Origin of the sequence: Paenibacillus sp. FSL P4-0081 (assembly GCF_000758565.1) — a bacterium.
Lineage (GTDB): Bacteria > Bacillota > Bacilli > Paenibacillales > Paenibacillaceae > Paenibacillus_AQ > Paenibacillus_AQ phytohabitans.
This window is the reverse complement of sequence record NZ_CP009280.1, coordinates 5,562,376-5,584,479: the sequence shown is the minus strand read 5'-3', so window position 1 is coordinate 5,584,479 and position 22,104 is coordinate 5,562,376. Positions and strand designations below refer to the sequence as shown.

At 51.5% G+C, this 22,104-nt stretch carries 23 protein-coding genes; 15 read left to right on the top strand and 8 right to left on the bottom strand.

Features of this window, described 5'->3' with window-relative positions; translation table 11 throughout:
• Window positions 1-25: 25 nt before the first annotated feature.
• Together P40081_RS24100 and P40081_RS24095 are read right to left on the bottom strand one after the other, a co-directional pair.
• On the bottom strand, window positions 26-1,438 hold the full coding sequence (locus P40081_RS24100) for a tagaturonate reductase (protein ID WP_081970074.1): 1,413 nt from the start codon (window positions 1,436-1,438) through the stop codon (window positions 26-28).
• Between the two features lie 178 nt (window positions 1,439-1,616).
• Window positions 1,617-2,612 carry a LacI family DNA-binding transcriptional regulator gene (locus tag P40081_RS24095; protein ID WP_042138806.1) on the bottom strand — a complete coding sequence of 332 codons (996 nt, stop codon included), beginning with the start codon at window positions 2,610-2,612 and terminating at the stop codon, window positions 1,617-1,619.
• Window positions 2,613-2,799: 187 nt separating this feature from the next.
• On the opposite strand from P40081_RS24095, the gene P40081_RS24090 reads away from it, so the two are divergent.
• Complete coding sequence (locus P40081_RS24090) at window positions 2,800-3,795, top strand: pectinesterase family protein (RefSeq protein ID WP_042138805.1); 996 nt, start codon at window positions 2,800-2,802, stop codon at window positions 3,793-3,795.
• Between the two features lie 144 nt (window positions 3,796-3,939).
• Here the strand turns inward: P40081_RS24090 and P40081_RS24085 are convergent, their stop codons facing one another.
• Window positions 3,940-4,167, bottom strand: a complete 228-nt coding sequence (locus P40081_RS24085; RefSeq protein ID WP_052421961.1) for a hypothetical protein — start codon at window positions 4,165-4,167, stop codon at window positions 3,940-3,942.
• Window positions 4,168-4,425: 258 nt separating this feature from the next.
• Here P40081_RS24085 and P40081_RS24080 point away from each other — a divergent pair, with 258 nt between their 5' ends.
• The 4 genes from P40081_RS24080 to P40081_RS24065 all read left to right on the top strand — a co-directional run bounded on the left by P40081_RS24080 (window position 4,426) and on the right by P40081_RS24065 (window position 7,041).
• On the top strand, window positions 4,426-4,956 hold the full coding sequence (locus P40081_RS24080; protein WP_042138804.1) for a hypothetical protein: 531 nt from the start codon (window positions 4,426-4,428) through the stop codon (window positions 4,954-4,956).
• Between the two features lie 35 nt (window positions 4,957-4,991).
• A complete protein-coding gene (locus P40081_RS24075; protein ID WP_042138803.1) occupies window positions 4,992-5,504 on the top strand; it encodes a GNAT family N-acetyltransferase in 513 nt (170 codons plus the stop codon).
• A gap of 131 nt (window positions 5,505-5,635) precedes the next feature.
• Complete coding sequence (locus P40081_RS24070) at window positions 5,636-6,763, top strand: DNA alkylation repair protein (RefSeq protein WP_042138802.1); 1,128 nt, start codon at window positions 5,636-5,638, stop codon at window positions 6,761-6,763.
• The gene (locus P40081_RS24065; protein WP_042138801.1) at window positions 6,760-7,041 is read left to right on the top strand and encodes a Dabb family protein; all 282 of its coding nucleotides are present in this window, start codon (window positions 6,760-6,762) and stop codon (window positions 7,039-7,041) included. Before P40081_RS24070 ends, P40081_RS24065 begins: the two co-directional genes overlap by 4 nt.
• A gap of 183 nt (window positions 7,042-7,224) precedes the next feature.
• On the opposite strand, the gene P40081_RS24060 is transcribed toward P40081_RS24065, so the two are convergent.
• From P40081_RS24060 to P40081_RS24050, 3 genes are all read right to left on the bottom strand, one after another.
• Window positions 7,225-8,127, bottom strand: coding sequence for a manganese catalase family protein (locus tag P40081_RS24060; RefSeq protein ID WP_039295366.1), 903 nt, complete (start codon window positions 8,125-8,127; stop codon window positions 7,225-7,227).
• A gap of 86 nt (window positions 8,128-8,213) precedes the next feature.
• Window positions 8,214-9,572, bottom strand: a complete 1,359-nt coding sequence (locus P40081_RS24055; RefSeq protein ID WP_042138800.1) for a metallophosphoesterase — start codon at window positions 9,570-9,572, stop codon at window positions 8,214-8,216.
• 89 nt (window positions 9,573-9,661) lie between these two features.
• A complete protein-coding gene (locus tag P40081_RS24050; RefSeq protein WP_042138799.1) occupies window positions 9,662-10,222 on the bottom strand; it encodes a hypothetical protein in 561 nt (186 codons plus the stop codon).
• Between the two features lie 157 nt (window positions 10,223-10,379).
• Here P40081_RS24050 and P40081_RS24045 point away from each other — a divergent pair, with 157 nt between their 5' ends.
• The 4 genes from P40081_RS24045 to P40081_RS24030 all read left to right on the top strand — a co-directional run bounded on the left by P40081_RS24045 (window position 10,380) and on the right by P40081_RS24030 (window position 12,959).
• Window positions 10,380-10,961, top strand: coding sequence for a TetR/AcrR family transcriptional regulator (locus tag P40081_RS24045; protein ID WP_331281678.1), 582 nt, complete (start codon window positions 10,380-10,382; stop codon window positions 10,959-10,961).
• Window positions 10,962-11,118: 157 nt separating this feature from the next.
• A complete protein-coding gene (rnhA, locus tag P40081_RS24040; RefSeq protein ID WP_042138797.1) occupies window positions 11,119-11,784 on the top strand; it encodes a ribonuclease H in 666 nt (221 codons plus the stop codon).
• 70 nt (window positions 11,785-11,854) lie between these two features.
• Window positions 11,855-12,523: a uracil-DNA glycosylase gene (gene ung / locus P40081_RS24035; protein WP_039295373.1), complete on the top strand. Its 669-nt coding sequence runs from the start codon at window positions 11,855-11,857 to the stop codon at window positions 12,521-12,523.
• A gap of 31 nt (window positions 12,524-12,554) precedes the next feature.
• Window positions 12,555-12,959 carry a hypothetical protein gene (locus P40081_RS24030; protein WP_039295375.1) on the top strand — a complete coding sequence of 135 codons (405 nt, stop codon included), beginning with the start codon at window positions 12,555-12,557 and terminating at the stop codon, window positions 12,957-12,959.
• A 783-nt stretch (window positions 12,960-13,742) separates the two neighbouring features.
• Here P40081_RS24030 and P40081_RS24025 read toward each other — a convergent pair.
• A complete protein-coding gene (locus tag P40081_RS24025; RefSeq protein ID WP_063779804.1) occupies window positions 13,743-14,882 on the bottom strand; it encodes an AI-2E family transporter in 1,140 nt (379 codons plus the stop codon).
• 210 nt (window positions 14,883-15,092) lie between these two features.
• Here P40081_RS24025 and P40081_RS24020 point away from each other — a divergent pair, with 210 nt between their 5' ends.
• Window positions 15,093-15,566, top strand: coding sequence for a general stress protein (locus tag P40081_RS24020; RefSeq protein ID WP_042138796.1), 474 nt, complete (start codon window positions 15,093-15,095; stop codon window positions 15,564-15,566).
• Between the two features lie 13 nt (window positions 15,567-15,579).
• On the opposite strand, the gene P40081_RS24015 is transcribed toward P40081_RS24020, so the two are convergent.
• The gene (locus tag P40081_RS24015) at window positions 15,580-15,879 is read right to left on the bottom strand and encodes a hypothetical protein (protein ID WP_042138795.1); all 300 of its coding nucleotides are present in this window, start codon (window positions 15,877-15,879) and stop codon (window positions 15,580-15,582) included.
• 400 nt (window positions 15,880-16,279) lie between these two features.
• Between P40081_RS24015 and P40081_RS24010 the strand changes: the two genes are divergently transcribed.
• The 5 genes from P40081_RS24010 (at window position 16,280) to P40081_RS23990 (ending at window position 22,027) form a co-directional block, all read left to right on the top strand.
• Window positions 16,280-17,041, top strand: coding sequence for a DeoR/GlpR family DNA-binding transcription regulator (locus tag P40081_RS24010; RefSeq protein ID WP_171716821.1), 762 nt, complete (start codon window positions 16,280-16,282; stop codon window positions 17,039-17,041).
• Between the two features lie 40 nt (window positions 17,042-17,081).
• The gene (gene pfkB, locus P40081_RS24005; RefSeq protein WP_042138793.1) at window positions 17,082-17,993 is read left to right on the top strand and encodes a 1-phosphofructokinase; all 912 of its coding nucleotides are present in this window, start codon (window positions 17,082-17,084) and stop codon (window positions 17,991-17,993) included.
• Between the two features lie 44 nt (window positions 17,994-18,037).
• A complete protein-coding gene (locus P40081_RS24000; RefSeq protein WP_042138792.1) occupies window positions 18,038-19,987 on the top strand; it encodes a PTS fructose transporter subunit IIABC in 1,950 nt (649 codons plus the stop codon).
• Between the two features lie 203 nt (window positions 19,988-20,190).
• A complete protein-coding gene (tnpB, locus tag P40081_RS23995; protein ID WP_042138791.1) occupies window positions 20,191-21,312 on the top strand; it encodes an IS200/IS605 family element RNA-guided endonuclease TnpB in 1,122 nt (373 codons plus the stop codon).
• 214 nt (window positions 21,313-21,526) lie between these two features.
• Window positions 21,527-22,027: a Crp/Fnr family transcriptional regulator gene (locus P40081_RS23990; RefSeq protein WP_042138790.1), complete on the top strand. Its 501-nt coding sequence runs from the start codon at window positions 21,527-21,529 to the stop codon at window positions 22,025-22,027.
• Window positions 22,028-22,104 lie beyond the last annotated feature (77 nt).

Sequence of the window (22,104 nt, the reverse complement as noted above, 5' to 3'; positions counted from 1 at the left end):
CTCCTAAGTTTTGTTAGTTATTGCTTTAGCCGACAAGCTGCTGCAGAGCGGCGCGGGAATCCTGCTTCTCCAGCTGCTGCAGATGGGCGTTAATTTCAGCTTCCAGTCCGGGCAGCAAGGACAGATCCTGTCCCCACAGGCTGGTGTTGCTGAGAATAGTGCTTGCGAAGGTTGCCGGATCACTCCATGCCTGTGTGAAAATCTCCAGGATTTCCGGACTGTCCTGCAGCGGCACACGGTCACCGCGGTAGCTGAGCAGGAGAGCGGCGAAGGCGAGCGTTATGCGCTCCGGAAGCTTGCCGCGTTCCTGCTGATAGCGGAGCAGCACCGGGAGCAGCCGGGTTTTGAATTTGGAGATGCTGTTCAGCGAGATGGAGGTCAGCTCATGGCGGATGAACGGATTTCTGAACCGTTCCTGCACGGCATCCGCATAGGACAGCAGCTCTTCAGCAGGCAGATCCAGCATAGGAATCAGTTCATCTTCGATCAGCTGCTTCACGAAGCGGGAGAACGTTTCGTCATTCATAATATCCTCAACGGTTTCCAGACCCGCCAGCAAACCCAGAGGAACCATAGCCGTATGAGGCCCGTTCAGCAGATGAACCTTGCGCTCGCGGTATGGAGTCATATCAGGGGTGACCACAACGTTCAGTCCGGCCTTGGCCAGCGGCAGCCGTTCAGTAAGTGATTCCGGTCCTTCAATGACCCAGAACAGGAATGGCTCAGCCGTAACCATCACATTGTCCAGATACCCCAATTCAGCTTCCAGCTCAGCGGCCTTATCACGCGGGTAACCCGGAACGATCCGGTCAACCAGACTGCAGCAGAAGGTATTCTCCTCCTTCAGCCATTGCAGGAATTCCCCGCCCAGATTCCAGTCAGCGGCGTATTGCTGCACAATCTCCTGCAATTTCTCGCCGTTGCGGTCGATCAGCTCGCAGGGGATGATGACGAAGCCTTTTTTGCCCAGCTCGAAACGGCGGTGGAGCAGCGCAGTCAGCTTGCCCGGGAAGCTCTTCGGCGGCGTGCCGTCTGCACGGTCGCCCGGAAGATAGGTAATACCGGCTTCCGTCGTGTTGGAGGTGATGAATTCCAGCTCATCATTCTCAGCGAGCGCAAGGTAACTCCCGTAATCGCTATAAGGGTTGATCACGCGGCTGACCGAAGAGATGATTTCCCGCGAGTTGACTGTCTGGTTATCCATAATGCCGTTCAGCAGCACGGTGTAGAGATTATCCTGGGCGGCCATGAATCTGCCGAGCCCCTGTTCAATCGGCTGTACCAGCATTGCGCTTCCGTTGAACAGGCCTTGGTTGTTCATCTGCTGCAGCTGCCAGTCCACGAAGGCGCGCATGAAATTGCCTTCACCGAATTGGATCATTCGTTCGGGATGCAGGGTTAACTCCGGGTGAGTGCTTCTGGATAAACGGTTTGTCATAATGGTCATGATCTCCTTTTAAAATATAATGTCATAAATGCACACGTTAACATTTTATTTTGAGCAAACCCGGAAATTCCGTCTTTGTAAGACGTTATTCGTGTCTGCTGAAAATACAAAACGGGCAAGCCGGATAACCCGGCACATACCGTTAATTCACTGCGGCAGAACCCTGCGCTCAGATCTTGGCGACAGTATCGCGTACCATGAGGCCGGTCTTGACGAATAGCTGCTGCGGCTCTGTTTCGGGCTGGATCAGCAGCTGAATCAGCATTTTCATACCGAGTTCACTGATCTCTGCAATGGGCTTGCGGACGGTGGTCAGGGCAGGATTCGTATAGCGGGCGAACATAATGTCGTCGAATCCGATCAGGGATATCTGTCCCGGCACATCTACCTTATGGGCATAACAGGCGTTCATCGCGCCAATGGCCATATCATCGTTGGAGCAAAATACAGCGGTAGGCTGATCCTCAAGGCTGAGCAGCGCCGTCATCGCCTCATAGCCGCTCTCGATGCTGTAATCCCCTGAAGCGAAATAATCGGGATTCAGCTCCAGACGGCCTGCAATCAGGCTGTCCATGAACCCTTGTTTGCGTTCGCTGGACGATTTGAAGCCGGGCTTCCCTTCAATAATAGCCAGCTTCCGGTGCCCTTGAAGCACAGCGTAATCAATGGCTTCCTTCACGCCTTCGCGGTCATTGGCTACAACATTCATAATGCCCGGGTCCTCCAGCTGACGGTTCAGCACCACAAGTGGTATGCCCATCTTCTTCACATGATAGATGAAGGCATTATCCTCATCGCTCTGGCTCATGACCAGAATGCCGTCGAAACGCTGGGGCTGAATATTGCTGAAGTTATGGACACCGTCTATTCCGTTAACGGTCAGATTGTAGTTCTCATCCAGGATATGCGTAATGCCTTTGATAGCATCAACCAGGAAGCTGGCTGAAGTACCCTGCTCAATGCTTGAGAAGAACAGCCCGATGGTGAACGATCTCTTCGTAACCAGACTCTTGGCGCTGTAATTCGGCACATAATTCATTTCCGCGGCGATTCGCTCAATCTTATCCCGGGTGACTTTCTTGATCAGCGGGCTGCCGTTCAGCGCTCTGGATACAGTCGTGTGGGAGACGCCGGCGACGCGTGCAATATCTTTGATGGTAATCATGACATCTCTCCGGGAAAATAGAATTGTTAACGATTTCAGTTTAGTGCTACAGCCGCGTCAAGTCAAGACTTTATTGAAATGCACACGTTAAAATTTTATCTGGAACATTGCTACGGCCGGCGGTATAATTTACGTGTCAAGGACTGCCGGTTTGAACAGAACTTATTTCTTAAGGGGGACGATAGCAATGCTGGTGGGCAAGCGGGAATTTTGCGATTACCAGAGTATCCAGGCAGCGGTAGATGAACTTGAACGGGATCTGCTGGAGAAGCCGGTGACCCTGTATATTATGTCAGGTGTATATGAAGAGGAGGTAAGAATATACCGGTCCAATCTTAATATAGTGGGCATCGGGGAAGTGGTAATCACCATGAACAGACATGCCAAGGAGCCGGACGAGTCAGGAGAAGAGCTGGGTACCTTTGCTACACCGACACTGTTCCTCGGCGGCCGGAGGCTGATGCTTGAGAACCTCATTATTGCGAACACAGCAGGGCAAGGAAATGACATCGGGCAGGCTGTAGCGGTATCGGCCCATTGTGATGAGACCCTATTCCGGAGCTGCAGCTTCAGGGGCCATCAGGATACGCTGTTCACCGGACCGTTGCCGCCGTATACCAAAGAAGGCAAGGCCTTTGGAGGCATTCCGCTTAAGGAGCAGCACGCCGTTTGCCGCCAGCTGTACACGAATTGTTATATCGAAGGAACGATTGATTTTATTTTTGGCGGAGCAGCAGCTTATTTCGAGCATTGTGAGATCCGCAGTCTGCGTCATTATAACGACGGGCCGGGTTACATCACAGCGGCATCCACGCCGCAGCATCAGGAGTATGGCTATCTGTTCAACGAGTGTTATTTTACGTCGGACCCGGGGGTTAGCGGTGTCTATCTGGGACGCCCGTGGCGCGGATACGCCAGAACGGATATTGTGAATTGCCGGCTGGGCGGGCATATTCATCCCTCCGGTTGGGACCCCTGGGGGAATCCCCGGAATATGCAGACGGCCATTTACCGGGAATACGGCATAGCCGGTGATGATCCGGTGCGTTCCAGGCGTGCAGCCTGGGCATTTATTCCGGAAGAGAAGGAAGCGGCGGCAGGCAAAGAGCGGTTTTTTACCGGGACGGATTTCTGGACAATGGGAGGCGTGGAGTCTTCTAAGCGCGGAAGCAGCATGAAATAAGTTGACTACCCGGAAGGCGATTCTGCGGCTTGCTATCAGGCAAAAGGCGTATACATGAGCAGGTCATGTATACGCCTATTTTGAAATTCACTTCCCCCAGGCAGGAGAACTCCGGCCAGAAGGGGAAAGTACAGCATAGGCCTATTAGCGGCGTGAGGCTTGATTGTGCTGGAATTTGGTAATATCACGGGCATAATGCGAGACAGTGCCGTCGAATCTTTTGAGCCGCACATATTCCTCGGAGAACTTCTCTACAATTCCGACTCCAACCTGGGAGTACATTCCATCGGGGTCAAGCTGCAAGGCGGACACGAAGGTCTGCGATAAAGCGGCTACCCAGAAATCAGCATTTTGGACAAGTGTCTGCGGCATAATCCCAGCCCCTTCCATGTGTAGTATAAATATAACGGTGCAGAATCTTAAACACTATTCTACGACAGACAGCGGATTTTGAAAATAGGATTTCCTTTCTGAAATAGTTGAAAATTTTCCCCTGGATTGTGCTTGAAGGCCGGACGAAGGATGAAGGTGGCTGTTCCCTCGTGAGTGTTGGGAGAAAGACGGTTTATACTACGCTGGCGGTACTGGTTATGGTGAACAATAAATATAGGAAATAAGGTGGAGGGCAGTATGGAAGCAGAAACGCGGCAAGCACGGGAGATATTCATCCGGTATCTGGGCAGCCCGGCCCAAATGCACCGTGAAGGTGCCCTTAAGCAGTACAAACAATATGGCATTGTCCGGGAAATGGAGCTTCAATGGTTTCAGGAGATGATCGCGGAAGGGTGCGGGCGCCTGTCGATCAGGGACTGGGAGGCTGTTGCCGGGCTTGAAGCCTTGTCCAAGAACTATCAGGACCCGGTCATTGTGGACAAGACAACTTCTTTCGCCTCCCGCAACCTGATGAGCGCAGACAGTATAGTCAGACTGATGTATGCCGAAGCTCTGGTAGAAATCATCCGCGCCCATAAAATGGTGATTAACCGCGAGCTGCTGTTCAGCGCCTGCCGGGTCGCCGTGCAGCTGCTTGAAAGTGTGGTAACACAGCCGCTGGTGACAGACCCCGGCCATGAGCTGCAGCAGCTCGGACTCAAGGACAAACGGGCGCTGAACAGCCGGGCGAAGAAAGGCATTGAAGAAGTGGAGCGCCTGATTAACTGACCGGCATAACCGTTATTATGGAAGGGGAAACTCAGATGCAGATAAGAACCGAGACAGCGCAGGATTATATTCAAGTATTTGAACTGAATGTCAAGGCGTTCGGGAACCGTGAAGATGAATCCAGGCTGATTGAGCGGATCAGAGCTTCGGAGGAGTTCGTGCCGGAGCTGTCCATTGTTGCCGAGCAGGATGGTGCTGTAGTTGGGCATATTTTATTAAGCCGTGCCAAGGTATTGGACGGGAATCATTCACAAGAAGTAATCGTACTTGCCCCCATCGCAGTCGATCCGCAGATGCAGCGTCAGGGAATTGGCGCAGCACTGATCCGCGAAGGCACAGAACGCAGCAGGCGGCTGGGTTATGAAATAATTCTGCTGATCGGGCACCCAGGCTATTATCCCCAATTCGGCTTCACGCCCGCACGCGCCTATGGCCTTGCGCTGACGCAATTCACTGTACCGGATGAGGTGTTTCAAGTATACGGGCTGCAGGAAGGGGCGCTGGAGAAGGTGAAGGGCGAGCTGATCTATCCGGCGGCATTCTTTTGATACTTGAAGACCAATCAGCCTCACACAATACAATACATTACCGAACTTAACGTGACATAAGGCTGTCCAGTTTGTTATGTTACGCTGTTCTGACAAGTGATCTGAACACAATCAGCAGGAGGAATCATAGGATGGCGGAACCATTAAAAGCAATGTACAACAAGGAATTCCTGCGCAGCCTCGGCACTAAGATCCATGCCGTATACGGTTCGTTTGATGCGGAGGACTTCACCGCTGCGGCGATGAAAGAGCCTTGGGAGGAACTGGAGCTTAAGGCGCGGATGCGGCGGATCACGGAGACACTGGGGGCATTCCTGCCATCATGTTATGAAGAAGCATTAGATATTTTGTACGCCATCGATAAAGACTGTGTCGGATTTCCCTATCTGATCTTCCCTGATTTCGTCGAGGTGTTTGGCGGCAGGGAGGAGCACTGGGAGTTGTCCATGGCGGCGCTGGAACGGTTCACGCCGAAATCCTCGGCAGAGTTCGCCGTCAGGCCGTTCATGCTGCGGGACCCGCAGAGGATGATGATTCAGATGCTGGCCTGGGCAGAGCATCCGGATGAGCATGTGCGGCGTCTGGCCAGCGAAGGCAGCCGGCCCCGTCTCCCATGGGGCCAGGCGCTGCCGGTGTTCAAGCGCGATCCGTCCCCGGTGCTGCCGCTGCTGGAGAAGCTGAAGGCGGACCCGTCGCTCTATGTACGCAAGAGTGTCGCCAACAATCTGAACGATATCGCGAAGGATCATCCGGCCGTCGTCATTGAGACAGCCCGCCGCTGGAAAGGCAACAATGTGAATACGGACTGGATTGTGCGGCATGGCTGCCGGTCGCTGATCCGTAAGGCGGACCCTGAGATTATGGAGCTGTTCGGTTATGCTCCTGAAGAGAGCGGTGCGCCGCTGGTCACCGCGGCTGTCCTCGCGGCAGAACCGGCTGAGGTGCGGATCGGTGACCACTGCGAACTGCAGTATGCCCTCACGATCCGGGAAGGTGAACCGGTGCGTATCCGCATTGAATACGGGATAGACTTCGTGAAGGCAGGAGGAAAGACCTCCCGCAAGCTCTTTCTGTTGTCAGACAAAACCGTCCCCGGCGGTTCCAGACTGGCTGGTGTACGGACGCACCGCTGGGCCGACCTGACCACACGAAGGCATTATCCCGGACAACATACCGTGACGCTGCTGGTAAATGGCCGCGAAGCGGCAAGCACAACACTGCTTCTCGAACCTCAGAATGAAAGGGGAACGGTTCAATGATTACGAACAATCTGTTAATCAAGCTGAAGGATGGCAGCCCGGAGCGCATTGCTGAAGCCCGTGAAGTGCTTCTGGGCATGCGTGGTCAAATCGCGCATATCCATGAACTGAAGGTGGAGGTGGATGTCCGCAGCGGCGCTTACGATCTGATGCTGATTGTGCAATATGAGAGCATGGCGGATCTGGAAGCCTATCTGGTTCATCCGGTGCATGTCAGGGTTTCGGAATACATTACTGGTGTTCTGCAATCGGCAGCTTCCTTTTGTTACGAATCCTGATTCTCTAAATGTCAGAGATTCAGCGAATCTTGAGGTTTATGCGGATTATCCGCAACACCGCCTGCACCTTCCCGCACAACAAAGCGGATGTTCCGCAGCCTTTCACTCAGGGCTTCCGGAACATCCGCTTCTTTATTTCAGCCAGCTGTGTCCGCCGCATTATTTATGCGCAGACCCTAGCCGCTAATCCTTGATATTACCGGCCATCTTAAGCCGTTTGGCAATCTCCTTGAATTCCTCGGCCGAGATCCCCGGTGCGAATTCCTCCTTGGACTCAGGGGCCTCAGGAATCGGAACACCTTCAGGCACGCCCTGAATAACCTCAAGCGGAAGCCCGTCCTCTGGATGGGTGCCCTTCCAGATCTGGTCAATGGAGCTGAAATCCTTATCGCTCCAGGTGTACAGCTTCGTATGCACGCCTTTTTCTTCATACTTTCTGGCTTCATTGAACGATTTATTGTCCAGGGAAGGGATCGGCACAAGCTTGGTTACATTGACGCCTGTGGCAATCTCCAGTGCCTTGGCATAAGCGACCACATGAACGCCTCCACGGACAAGGAGGAAACCGACAACAGCACGCGCAGCCGGATGGTCGGTCATTTCGTAGACCTTCATTTTATGTGTTCTGGCCCCGCATTCCAGGAAGAAGTTATGCAGCAGATCTTCCACCAGGTTGCCGCTGTTGAACACATTGGCCCCGGTCCAGGGGTTACCCATCGAATCGAACGGCATGGCACCTTGGGCTCCGGCCAGGAAGTGATAGGACAGCCGGGCATCTTTTACAGCATCCAGTGGAGTAGAGTCCGGCTTCTTATAATCCGTGGAGCCTCTTAGACATTTGTTTACAGCATGAGAGACGAGTTCGACATGGCCTAACTCCTCTGCAGTAATGCTCATAACCAGATCGTAAAAGGGCTTCAGCTTCTCCTTGGAACGGAAGTTAAAGGACTGATACAGATAGTTGTTGAGTGTTGACATCTCACCAAATTTACCGCCAAGCAGTTCCTGTACAGCCGCAGCAGCATTCGGATCTGGTTTCTCGACGTCCGGGATTTCAATCATAATTTCATCCATGCGTTTGAACATTGGCTTGTCATCCTCCTTAGCGCTTCAGCAGTCTTGATATTGCTGTACAGCCCTAAATTAAACGCAATCCTTCATGCTCAAACACATCAACGGGCCGGAAGCTGTACATGCAGCTCATGATTGTTCTTCGTTTCCCGCGCAGCCATTCCCAGGACATAGCTTCTAGTCCCGCTGGCGGGGGCCTTCTGCCAGAGGCGGTAGCCTTCCGTGGCGATTACAGCTGCATTGTCAGTACTGGCGGTCCCTGCAAAATAAATCTCATTCAGCCGGCCGACCACATCCGCCATCGCATTCAGCTCGGCATCCGTGTAATTAGCATACGCTGTGTCCGCGGTCAAACGGGAATAACTGCGGGTCGCGGAGCGCTTGCGGAAATTCGCTTCACTGTAAGTGTTGAACTGCAGCAGATTCTGATCTGTGCTGCCCGATGCTGCGGCCCACAGCTCCATCCCTAATTTAGCTGTATTGTAATCCAGGGTCTGATTGGCGGCTGAATAGTTTAAGATGCCGTATTGATGCGGGAATACCGATAATGCACTGTCTGCGATGTCATAGATGCTGTTGCCGTCCTTCTGATATTCACTTATATCCTGAATATGAATGTGGCCGCTGAGTGTGGTATGGATATTATTGCGCAGCAGGGCGTCAATAACCTGCCCGTTATCATCGACAGTGAAGCCCTCCTGGATGAAGTCACTGTGATCCAGCAGGCTATGGTGCATGACCGCTACGATCTGCGCACCTTGTGCCGCAGCCATTTCACCACACGCATCAATCCATTTCAGTGTCGAAGCGCTCACCTTGCCCTCCAATTGTGGATTTCCCAGATCCTGATTATTTTTGTATTGTGCAGTATCGAGCATGAGCAGCCAAAGATCATCTGACGGGGCAGCCAGATAGCTCAGCGAGTCCTTATCCTCCAGCAGCGCTTCATCATAACCGAAGCTGCCATAGATCTTGCGGAACTGTTTGGCGGTAACGGAATCTGCAGAATATTGGCGCTTACCCTTAAATTTACGGGCCCAGGGATTCTGGATATCGTGATTGCCGGGGATCACATATACCCGGGTCCCGGTCTCCTGTTCAATGGTCTTCAGATGTTTGGCCAGGTCCTTATGGCTGGCTTCTTCACCGTTGTTGCTGAGATCTCCGCTAATGATGACGGCATCGGGCTTGCGGATGCCAATGTCGTATCCGAGGGCTTCCATCATTTCGTTGCTGTATCCCAGCTGTTTACCATCCCCGGCAGCCAGAAACTGATTGAAGGCAGGCCCGAGATCCCTCAGGCTTTGCGATAAATAGTGTGTGTCGGTAGTCGTAAGAATACTAAGATCATGGCCGGACTGTATACGGTATTGCGGTGGTTGTTTCTCTTCTTGCCCGCTGCAGGATGATGTGAGCAGCAGCAATAGGGAGAGTATGACGGACTTACGGACGGATAACATGGGTTCTGCACCTCTTTTCCTGGTAAAAACCGCAAAAAGGTGTCCCCGGCAAGATTGCCCTGAAGGGAACACCTCCTGTACAGAATAACTTATTTCTTGACTTCAGTCACACCGGTTACCTTACCTTGGTCAGCGGCCGTGTAGGTAGCCTGGTATTTGGCATCCGAGAAGTAGACATTGCCTTCAATGGTAGCATTCACAACGGCGAAGCCGTCAGCTTCTACGTAGACATCCCCGACAAAGGTGCCGCCCTGAATACGGGCATTTTCACTGCGGATTGTCATTTTTGGAGCGGTAAGTGTGAAGGAATTGGTGATGTTGTGATCTGCATCCTGGGTATAGAGCGCGATTTTGCGGGCCGGCTCTTCCTTATTGATGAACTGTCCGTCTACCACAAGCTCTTCCGTGAAGGTCAGGTCGTTCAGGACTGCGGCGATCCAGTGGCCGTCTTTGCTGATCGCCTTCTTGAAGGCTTCATTATTATCAACGACGGAGACCGATGTTACAGCATCCGGTGCTTCGGTGGCCGTGGCCGTATTGCCGTTATTTGCGGACGTGTTTGTATTTGCCGCATTGTTGTTTGCCGAGTTGCCGCATCCGACGAGCAGGGTCAGAGTGAATACGGCTGCTATTGCTGCGAGCTTTCTCATGTAAATAACCTCCTTGGGGTGTGTGTTGCTGCAGATTTGTTTTTCCTTTAAAATTAATATAGAATGATTAGTGCGGAATTAATGTGATTTAATTCACAATAGCATAATAATATTTACCGATCGTTCTATAAATGGTAAAATTGACCCAGAAAGGAGCATGATGATGGCGAGAAGCAAAGAATTCGACATTGATGACGTACTATTAAAGGCGATGAATATCTTCTGGCAGCAGGGCTATGAGAAAACCTCGATGCAGGATCTTGTAACCGGCATGGGGATTCACAAGAGAAGCATGTATGACACATTTGGAGACAAGCATACTTTATATATAAAAGCACTGGAGCGGTTCGCAGCCATCAACGCCTCCCGGATGGAGGGCCGTATCGAAGGCATTTCCTCTGCCAAAGCTGCAATCACCCTGCTGTTCGAAGCAACGATCCACAGGAGTGAAGACGAGCCCAAGGGCTGCCTGCTGGTGAATACCGCAGTGGAGCTGTCCAATCATGATCCGGAAGCAGCAACCAAAGCGAATGATGCTTTTCTGAATACCGAACATCTCATCGAACGGCTGATCCGGCACGGACAGGCTAGCGGAGAGATCTCCGGCCGGCATGAGGCCTCTGCGCTTGCTGCTTATCTGCACAATGCCCTCGTCGGGGTGCGGGTCATGGTCAAAGCCACCCGGGATATTGACAAGCTCCAGACTATCGTCAACACTACGCTTGCTGTACTGGAATAATGCGGCCTTAATAGTATGAACGCGCCTGCTGGGAATTATCCAATTTATATTTCGGCTCACAGCAGGCGCTGGGCTTATTTGCACTTCAATATCGCCGCGGTTTGGATTACAATATGATTTTGATGATTCATGAGGCGTGCAGGAAGGAGCTGTATTCATGGCTAAGCAGAAATACTATGTAGTGTGGGAAGGCAAGCAGCCGGGAGTGTACAGCACTTGGGCAGAATGCCAGGCGCAGACCGATCATTATACCGGAGCGAAATATAAGTCTTATGAGAGCAGAGCGGCAGCGGATACGGCTTATAAGGCGGGCTGGAAAGGCAACTGGGGAACAGGTGCGGCATCAAACGGCACGGTTGCCAAGAGTAAAACGGCAAACAGCTGGAGCCGCAGTGCCTCGGTAGAAACGTCGGAGGAGATTGATTATGACAGCATCTCTGTAGATGTCGGCACCCGCGGCAATCCCGGACCGGTAGAATACAAAGGCGTAGACACGCAGACCGGGGACATTATTTTTTCCTGCGGTCCAATCAGTAAGGGGACGAATAACCTCGGGGAATTTCTGGCGATAGTCCATGCGCTGGCTCTGCTTAAGAAGGAAGGCAGCAGCCGTACGGTCTATACCGACTCCGTGAATGCTATGAAGTGGGTGAAGCAGAAGAAGGTTGCTACTACCCTGCCCCGGGATGCTTCCACAGAGGAAATCTGGACGCTGATTGACCGGGCGGAGAGCTGGCTGCGCAGCCATACATATGAGAATAAGGTGCTGAAATGGCAGACTAAGGTATGGGGCGAGATCAAAGCAGATTACGGGCGCAAATAAATTCTGCGGGATCTGGTTAATAACAGGTAATGAATGAATACTACAGGGAAGCAAGCAGGAGGAGAACGGGATGTTCGGCAATGATTGGGATGAGGTTCTGCAGGAAGAAACGCATAAGCCCTATTTTGAAGAGCTGCGTTATGCGCTGGCACGTGAATATAAGCAATATACAGTCTATCCGCCAAAAGACAAGCTGTTCTCAGCGCTGAAGCTGACGCCTTACAGCAAGACCCGGGTGGTCATTCTGGGTCAGGACCCCTATCATGGGGCGGGACAGGCTCATGGCCTGAGTTTCTCGGTCGAGCCGGGAGTGCGGATTCCTCCGTCACTGCGCAATATTTATACCGAGCTGCATAATGATCTGGGCGTACCTGTGCCGAACCATGGTTCTCTGCTCCACTGGGCAGAAGAAGGGGTGCTGATGCTTAACGCAGTGCTGACCGTACGTGAAGGCCAGCCGAACTCGCATAAAGGCCTAGGCTGGGAGACGTTTACAGATGCCATTATGGAGAAGCTGAATGAACGGACAGAACCGATGGTGTTCATCCTGTGGGGCAGTCATGCCCAGCTCAAAGGGGCTTCGATTGACCGCAGCAGACATAAGGTTATTCAGTCTCCGCATCCAAGTCCGTTCTCGGCCCACCGCGGATTTCTCGGCAGCCATCCATTCTCTCAGGCTAACTCCTATCTGGAGTCGCACGGGCTTACAGGAATCGATTGGTCCATACCGAATGTATAAGTAGCACGGACACAGCGAAGGGGGTGGAGCCATGAAGCATTGGGTAGGCAGACCGGTCATTATGTACTGCGGAGAAGAGCCATATACGATCATGAAAGGCGTGCTGCGCAGATGGGACCCTGCAGCTTCAGTAGCCGTAATCGGACATCAGGAGATTGCCGTCCCTTTTCGTGACATTGTGTTCATCAAGGCATTGGCTCCCAAGGAGAGGGCATTGCCCCCGGTCCTCCATTCCGTAGGGTACGTGATGAGGGAACGCCAGCAGTTTGACAACGCGGTATATTTCAAGTCGGCGGTCACCATCTGGAAAGGCGATCAGCTGGTTGCCCTCAATACGACCATCGTAGCGCACACCAAGGGTTCAGTTACGCTCCGCGACGGGCAGAACCTGCTGAAGGGCAATCACATTTTTGTAGTGCGCTCTCTGCGGGGCTGAGATAGCGGAACGGAAGGCTTCGGAAGGTTCAGCAAAACGGGCAAACCTCTTATTTAGAGATTTGCCCGTTTTTTTGTTTTTGTTATTTGGATCATATGATGTTTGACTGTTGTGGATAAGATCTGCGTAGCAGTTATGGATAAGATTCTTTGGAATTAGGCAGATCCGCCTAAATTAATCCCTCTGATCCCGCCGAAGTGAGCGGAACGGGAAAATTAAAGGGATAAATCCCTCTGATCCCGCCGAAAGTGAGCGGAATGGGAAAATTAAAGGGATAAATCCCTCTGATCCCGCCGGATGCGGACCAAATGAGAAAATAGGAGCATTAGTGCTCTTGATTTCATCGGATGCGTTCCAAATGAGCAAATGAGGAGCATTAGTGCTCTTGATTTCATCGGATGCGGACCAATTGACCAAATGAAGAGCATTAGTGCTCTTGATTCCACCGGATGCGTCTCAAATGAACAAATGAGGAGCATTAGTGCTCTTGATTTCATAGGAGGCGCCCCAAATGAGCAAATGAAGGGCATTAGTGCTCTTGATTCTACCGGAGCTACCCCAGCGGTAGTCTGAGTGGAGCGATGTGTGGTTGCCTTATAAGCTTCATGGCCTGCATGAGCTTGTATTAGCTTGCACAGGCCCCATCGGCTCCAGCCGGACGCGCCCTTTGGGCGAATTCAGTCTTGAAATTTAACACTCAAAGCAGGTTTAACTCAACTACAACAGAACTACAACAGAACTACAACAGAACTACAACAGAACTACAACAGAACTACAACAGAACTACAACTGCTCTTCTTTAACAATCTCAGCCTCAATCCCTGCCGGTGCTATAGGCCCGGGACCGCCCGGATCATCCTCACGCTCAGCGATAATGATTTCATAAATCCGCAAGAAGAGGATTTTGAGAATCATATATACAGGCAGCGCAATGAGCACACCGATGATGCCGAAGAAGTCGCCGCCTATTAGGACAAGCACAACGGTTGTCAGCGGATGTACATCCAGTGATTTACCATAGATAATCGGTGACAGCACATTGTCCTGAATCTGCTGGGCAACGACGATGATGATCAGAGACCAGAGTGCCATCGAAGGGGATTCAATGAATCCTACGATAATAACCGGAATCGCTGCCAGCAATGAGCCTACATAAGGAATGAAGTTAAGCGGAATGGAAATAACGGCTAGCAGTAGTGAATACGGCAGGCCGATAAACAGAAATCCGATGTAGAGCATGATGCCCAGCACCACATTCAGCAGGACGCGCGTAACGATGAAGCCGCTTAGCGCACTGTCGATATCCTTCAGCATATCCTGGCCTTCCTTGCGGTACTTTCTTGGAATCAGGCCTTGAAGAATCGGTGACAGCTTATATCCATCCTTCAGCATGTAATAGAGAATAATCGGCAGTGTAGCAATGACTACTACAATGCTGGAGATGACACCGATCAGGTTGGACATGGAATTAGTCACCCAAGTGATGGCACTATTCACGTACTCTGTAAGCCTTGTTGTTAAATCGGTATCGCCTTTGAAGAAACGTGAGAAGGACGGATCATTCTGGATTTTGTTGAACTGATTCTGCAGCCCCTCTACCAAATACGGCGTATTATCGATGAAATTCTGGATTTGTTCACGCAGGGTCGGCCAGACCAGCACCCAGAACAGTACGAACAAACCGATGAAGACGAGATAGATTAGGAGAATCGAGAGTGCACGTCCAAGTTTTTTGGTCTCCAGGAAGTTGACGAGCGGGCGGAGCAGATAATACATGAAGCCCGACAGCATCATTGGCACAAGCAGCAGATTAAAGATGGATACGAGCGGCGTAAATAGGAAAATAACTTTGGAACCCAGATACAGTATCGTCAAAAAGGCGATAATGGCCAGGCATGTCCGGAAATATTTGCTTTGAAGCACAGCAGCCCCCCCAATCTCTTGATTTATGTTTATGTATACGCATCAGGAGCAGCAGCGTTCTATCTTATTTTAAAAGACTGCTGTATATCATTTGCCTGATTCTATCTTTATAACCGAATTAGGAGAGAATGATTCACTAACGCAGAGACTTCCCGTCAGGTTCAAGCTGCAGGCAGAGTGGTAATATCGCAATAACAGGAGGGATGTTAGATGCCTACATTGGTACTCGGGATTTTTGGACATCGGAGCGATGCTGCACTGGCGATTGGGGAATTGAAAGAGAATGGAATCAAATCGAAGAATATATCTGCAGTCACGAAGCAGAAAAATACGCTGGAGATCATCACCCATGATACCGGAATTGGTGCTACGCAGAGCGGGGAAGGCAATGAGGGCTTGTTCGGTACAGCCCGCGGGTTAGGAGTGGGACTGGATATGCTGGCCGATACTGCTGTGGCTGCGGGTCCGGCTGCACGCAAACTGGCTGGAGCCGATATTGAAACGGATGGTCTTACTGTAAGTCTGATCGGTATTGGCATTCCGCAGGAGGATGCGGAGGCTTATGCCAGGCATGCCGAGCTGGAGCATATTATAGTCATTGTCTTCCTTGATGAGGAGGAGCAACGCGGGAAGGTGGACTCTATATTCGCCAAGCATCAGGTTCTCCCTTTGAAGATTTCATAAGCAAAAGAATATATCAACGCGGCCGGCGGGATTTTCGTCTGGCTGCTTTTTTTTTTCGTGATTGTACGAATAGAATGGGGTCCACTTCAAAGCCTGCCTGTCCTCCGGTTTCTTTGGTGACCTGTTTGGCTTTGACCAGGGAGAGAAAAGCAAAGATTTCACCTAATGCCCCAAAACCTGCGGCAATGATTGCATAGTCTTCGGCACTGAGTTCTTCCGCTTCTGCTGGGGAGGATTTGTCCGCACCTCCGCTAGTGTTATTGTTGTTACCGCCTGTATAGCCGGATCCATAATTATTATTGTTATAGGCCATCTCCTGTTCACCCGCTTTTCCCCATATGTAATATAAAATATGTCGCTGACCGCGTTTGTGAAATAGGCGTTCGGGTGGTTATTTGCTGCAGCCGTTATTTGCCCCTTTCCGGATGAAATGAGCAGAGATGAGCATCCATGCAGCCATTCGATCAGCGGATAACGGAAAAAGCCGCTGTATAAGGCATATTATAAGCTTTTTCCGTAAAAAATAAGCGGATAAAAAAGCACTTTACAGTTTATGAAAACGCTGTTACAATCATAAATGAGCAGAAATGATCAATATCAGTCACGAATGAGCTTTTATTCGAATTTAATTACCAATAATCGCGAACGCAAATAGACGATTGTGTATAAAAGGAATCCGGCAGCAGGTGCTGCAAGTCCGAGGAGTGAGGCGCATGTTTGAAGAAGAACGGAAGCTGAGTATTCTGCAGTTTATTGAGAACCATACAAGAGCATCGGTTCAGGAGCTGAGCCAGGAGCTGTCCGTCTCAGAATCAACGGTCCGCCGCGATCTCAAGGAGCTTGAGGAAGCACGGCTGCTGAAACGTACACATGGCGGGGCGGTATCCCTGCAGAGTGTGAACTTTGAAGCGGCTGTTCCGGATAAGGAAGACCGGTTCCTTGATGAGAAGCTGCGGATTGCCCGCAAGGCCGTGGAGATGATTGAGGAAGGCGATGCTATTCTTCTGGATGGCGGAACGACTACGCTGCATATTGCCCGGGCGCTGAAATCATTCCGTAATCTCAAGGTCATCACCAACTCGATTATGGCGCTTAATGAGCTGAAGGATTGCCGCCATATCGAAGTTTCGATTACAGGCGGAATGCTGCGGCCGGACACGATGGCTTTTGTCGGACCGATGACAGAACGCTCACTGGATATGGTTCGGGTAGACAAAGCCTTCCTTGGAACCAACGGGCTGGATATACGTGAAGGCATCACGACTCCGAATATGCTGGAGGCTGCAACCAAGCGCAAAATGATTGCTGTCGCAAAGCAGACCATTCTGCTCGCAGACCATAGCAAGATCGGGCAAATCTCCTTTTGTAAAGTGGCGGATCTGCAGGAGATGGATCACTGCATTCTTGATACGGATACGCCGGATAACTTCCGCCGGGAGCTGGAGAAGATGGACGTCGATTATACATTAGTGTGAGTGTGTTAAGAAGACAAACATTATAAATGAGGGATGAATGATGATTTATACAGTGACACTTAATCCTTCCGTCGATTATATCGTGGAGGTTGAAGAGTTTACACTAGGCGGGTTAAACCGGATGAAACGGGATATGAAGCTGCCCGGAGGGAAGGGAATCAATGTATCCCGCGTACTGAAGCAGCTGGGGGTCGAGAATACGGCAACCGGATTCCTTGGCGGATTCACGGGCGGATATATTGAACAGTGGCTGCGCCAGGAGATGATTGCAAGTGATTTCGTTCATATAGCGGATGATACCCGGATCAATATCAAGCTGAAAGCCGGGGAAGAGACGGAAATTAACGGAGCCGGACCGGAGATTTCGCTGCCCGAGACCGCTTCTCTGCTGCACAAGCTGGATGCCCTGAAGCAGGGGGATGTTGTTATTCTGTCGGGAAGTACTCCACCGTCACTTGGCGGAGATTTCTATAGCAGGCTGATCGCAGTATGCAAACAGAAGGGGGCGGAGTTTGTAATTGACACAACGGGACAGGCGCTGAAAGACGCGTTGCCCTTGGGACCGCTGCTTGTCAAACCGAATCACCATGAGCTGGCAGAGCTGTTCGGCGCTCAGATCAGCACCAGGGCGGAGATTATCACCTACGGGCGTAAGCTGCTGGAAGCGGGGGCCAGGCATGTGCTGGTATCGATGGCCGGTGAAGGCGCATTGTTTATTTCGGAGCAAGGTGTCTACCATGCAGCTGCTCCTGCAGGGCAGGTGAAGAATTCAGTAGGTGCAGGAGATTCCATGATCGCCGGGTTTGTGGGGACCTTGTCGCTGACCGGAGATGTGCTGGAGGCATTCCGTGCCGGCGTCGCCTCAGGAAGCGCAACGGCATTCTCGGACGATCTGGCGGACAGACAGAAGATAGAACAGCTTCGGCCGCTCGTTGTAATTTCCCAGCTGTAAACAACATAAGGAAAGATTTTAAGTAAACCGGGGAGTTGAGATTAATGAAAATTACAGATTTGATGATACAGGAAACAATGATTATGGAGCTGCAGGCTACGACGAAGGAAGCGGCGATCGACGAATTGATTGCCAGCCTCGCGGCCAGCGGACGCATTAATGATGTGAAGCTGTTCAAAGAAAAGATACTGGACCGTGAAGCCCAGTCCAGCACCGGAATCGGCGGGGGCATTGCCATGCCTCATGCCAAGACCAAAGCTGTGAATGAAGCGACGGTTGTGTTCGCCAAGAGCAGCGCCGGAGTCGATTTTGCTTCCCTGGATGAAGCACCGGCTCATTTGTTCTTCATGATCGCTGCGCCGGACGGAGCTGGAAATATGCACCTGCGCACACTGGCTGCGTTGTCAAGGCTGCTCATTGAAAGCGAATTCATCGAACAGCTCATGAGTGCCAAGACTCCTGCTGAAGTAACACGCTTGTTCGATGCCAAGCAAGCTGAGGCCGAAGCTCAGGCGGAAGCGGAAGCTAAGGCAGCTGCGGAGCAAGAAGCCCGGAAGACAGCGGCGCCGCAGGCTGAACCTGCACGGATGATCACCGGGAACCCGGATTCGCAGAGCTTTGTTGTGGCTGTGACAGCATGTCCTACGGGAATTGCCCATACCTTCATGGCTGAGGATGCCCTGAAGAAGAAAGCCAAGGAGATGGGAGTTAACATCCGTGTAGAAACGAACGGTTCAGAAGGTGCGCAGAATGTGCTGACTGCGGATGAGATTGCCCGGGCGAGCGGAGTTATTATCGCTGCTGACAAGAACGTGGAGATGGACCGCTTCAACGGCAAGCCTGTACTTCAGCGTCCGGTGAGCGATGGAATCCGCAAGTCAGAGGAATTAATCCGCATCGCGGTCCAAGGCAATGCGCCAATCTACCGCAGCTCCGGCCGTAATGAGGATGGTGCCGCATCGGCGAAGTCCGGTACAATCGGAAGCAAGATTTATAAAGACCTGATGAATGGCATCTCCCACATGCTGCCGTTCGTAGTCGGCGGCGGGATTCTGCTGGCGGTCTCCTTCCTGATTGAACAGGTAGCCAGTGTTGATAATCCGCTGGTGAAGCTGCTGCAGACGATCGGCGGAGGAGACGGGGCGTTCCACTTCCTGATTCCAATCCTGGCCGGATTTATCGCACTTAGCATCGGCGACCGCCCGGCACTGATGCCTGGTATGGTCGGCGGGATCATGGCCCTGAATGCCAATGCGGGCTTCCTCGGCGGCCTGGCTGCCGGATTCCTGGCCGGTTATGTGGTTATTATGCTCCGCAAAGCATTCTCTGGTCTGCCGCGTACCCTTGACGGCCTGAAACCGATTCTGTTGTATCCGGTATTCAGCTTGCTTATTACCGGCGCAGTCATGTTCTATCTATTCAATCCGGTGTTCAGCTGGATCAATGAAGGTATGATCGATGCGCTTAACCATCTGGGTACAGGCAACAAAGTACTGCTGGGATTGGTGCTTGGCGGTATGATGGCCATCGATATGGGCGGTCCGTTCAATAAAGCAGCATACACCTTTGCGATCGGTGTGTTCACCTCAAGCGGCAACACAAACGGACTGATGATGGCTGCTGTTATGGCCGGGGGGATGGTGCCTCCGCTGGCAATCGCGCTGGCCACTACCTTCTTCAAGAATAAATTTACAGAGACGGAACGCAAATCCGGATTAACCAACTACGTGCTGGGCTTGTCGTTCATCACCGAAGGCGCCATTCCGTTTGCTGCAGCAGATCCGCTGCGTGTGCTCACTTCCTGTATCGTGGGTTCAGCCGTAGCCGGCGGACTGACCCAGCTGTGGAATATCAATGTTCCTGCACCGCATGGAGGTGTGTTCGTAGCCTTCTTGTCCAGCAGCGCGCTGCTGTTCCTGCTCGCTGTGCTGATCGGCTCCGTTATTTCCGGGCTGATGCTGGGTCTCTGGAAGAAGCCGCTCGCATTGAAGTAACGTAATCATTCCTATCCTGAACCGTATGGAAGCAGAGCAACATTCTGCATTCATACGGTTTCTTTGTTTGCACGCTCCATTTTATCTAAAAAAGCTGAGAATACTCCACCCTCGATAGGGTGGGGATGAATCAGCAGTTTTCGATTTCAAGACGAACATATGTGCTATAATATGAATGAGATCACTAAAAGGAGGGGTTGCACATGCTCGTGTCTGCGCAGGAGGTTTCTTCGAAACCCCTGGTTCATCAAGCCTATAAATATCGGATCTACCCCAATACAGAGCAAAAGCAACTCATTCGTCGAATGTTTGGCTGCTGCCGTTTTGTGTTCAATTACTTCTTGGAAGCTTGGAATCAAAGGTATGTGGAAACGGGAAAAGGCTTGTCTTATCACGCTTGTGCAACACAACTCCCCGGTTTAAAAGCACAATACGACTGGCTGAAAGAAGTCGATAGCATCGCTTTGCAGTCGGCTGCTCGTCATGTGGCGGATAGCTTTGATCGTTTTTTCAAGAAGCAAAATCAAGCGCCACGCTTCAAGAGCCGAAAGCATCCGATTCAAAGTTACACGACCAAATTCACCAACGGGAATATCGCCATGGAGGGCAGTCGCTTGAAGCTCCCAAAACTCGGCTGGATACGTTTTGCAAACTCCCGGAAGCTGGAAGGCCGGATATTGTCCGCTACCGTTCGTAAAAACGCCAGCGGGAAATTTTTCGTTTCGCTCGTTTGCGAAGTTCAAAAGAACCCTCTGCCCCAAGTGGATACACCTATTGGCATCGACTTAGGCTTGAAAGAATATGCAGTATGCTCAAACGGGGAACATATCGCCAATCCTCGCTTTTACCGTCAATACGAGAACAAGCTGGCGCTTTGGCAGCGGCGGATGGCTCGGCGTACTCCGGGCGGCTCCAACTGGAAGAAAGCAAGGCAGCATATCGCTCGTATTCACGAACGCATTGCCAATAAACGAAATGACTTCCTCCACAAGCTGACCACGAGACTGATTCGTGAAAACCAAACGATTAGTATCGAACATCTGCGTGTGGCGAATATGATTCAGAACCCCAAGCTTTCAAAATCCATTGCTGATGCGTCTTGGGGCGAGTGGGTGCGACAGCTGACGTATAAAGCGAAATGGTATGGACGAAATCTTCGGATCGCCGACACGTTTGAGCCGACCAGTCAGCGTTGCCATGTGTGTGGCACGATCCACCCCGAGGTGAAGAACCTGTCCGTTCGGGAATGGACGTGTACGGCCTGCGGGACGATCCATGACCGTGACGAAAACGCCGCTCACAATATTGAACAAGTAGCGGTTTAACCGCCACCTAACCAAACGATAGAATTCAACATTTCACTTGCGTCAAAAATGTAAAACTGCGGGAACGCAGGGATCGCTTGCTCCATAAGAAGAGGGTACTCTTCTGTTCGCAAGAATCCGCCACTTCAAGCGTTAGCTAAGTGGGGGAGAATTCAATGTCGTATTTCGGTATAATTAAAAATATATATAAAGAGAAGGCAAAGGAGAATGCGAAATGATTCTGCACAAAGGGGAAGTCTTGTTCCGTCAGGGTGACGGCGGCCAGAACCTGTACCGGGTGAAAAGCGGACTGTTCAAGGTGACAAGACTGCATGAGAACGGGAACATGGTGCTGTTCAACCTGCTGTATCCGGGTGAGACAGTTCCCCATCATTCCCTCATTTCGCCGAAGGAGGCGCATGGAACAGCGGTGGCGATGATGAAAAGTGAGGTCGAGCTCATTCCCGCTGCGGAATGGTACCGGGAGCTGCGGGAGGACCCTGAGAAGGTGATGGAGATCGCGCTTCTGCTCCAGGAGAAGGTGCGGTTCATGCAGACACGGCTCGACCATCTTACAGTCGGAACGCCCGGGGAACGCATGGCGCTGCTGACCCGCTGGCTGAACGAATACTCTCATGGCGCACAGCTGACAGATCTGCTGACACAGGAAGAGATCGGGCAATTAATAGGTGTACGCCGGGAAACTGTCAACCGTTTGCTGCGGAATCAGGGCTGATTGCTTATTTTTAATGGAAACTGTTTAGACTGCCCCTTCCGCGTGGTATAATCTATTCAGAACATATCAAACTAAAG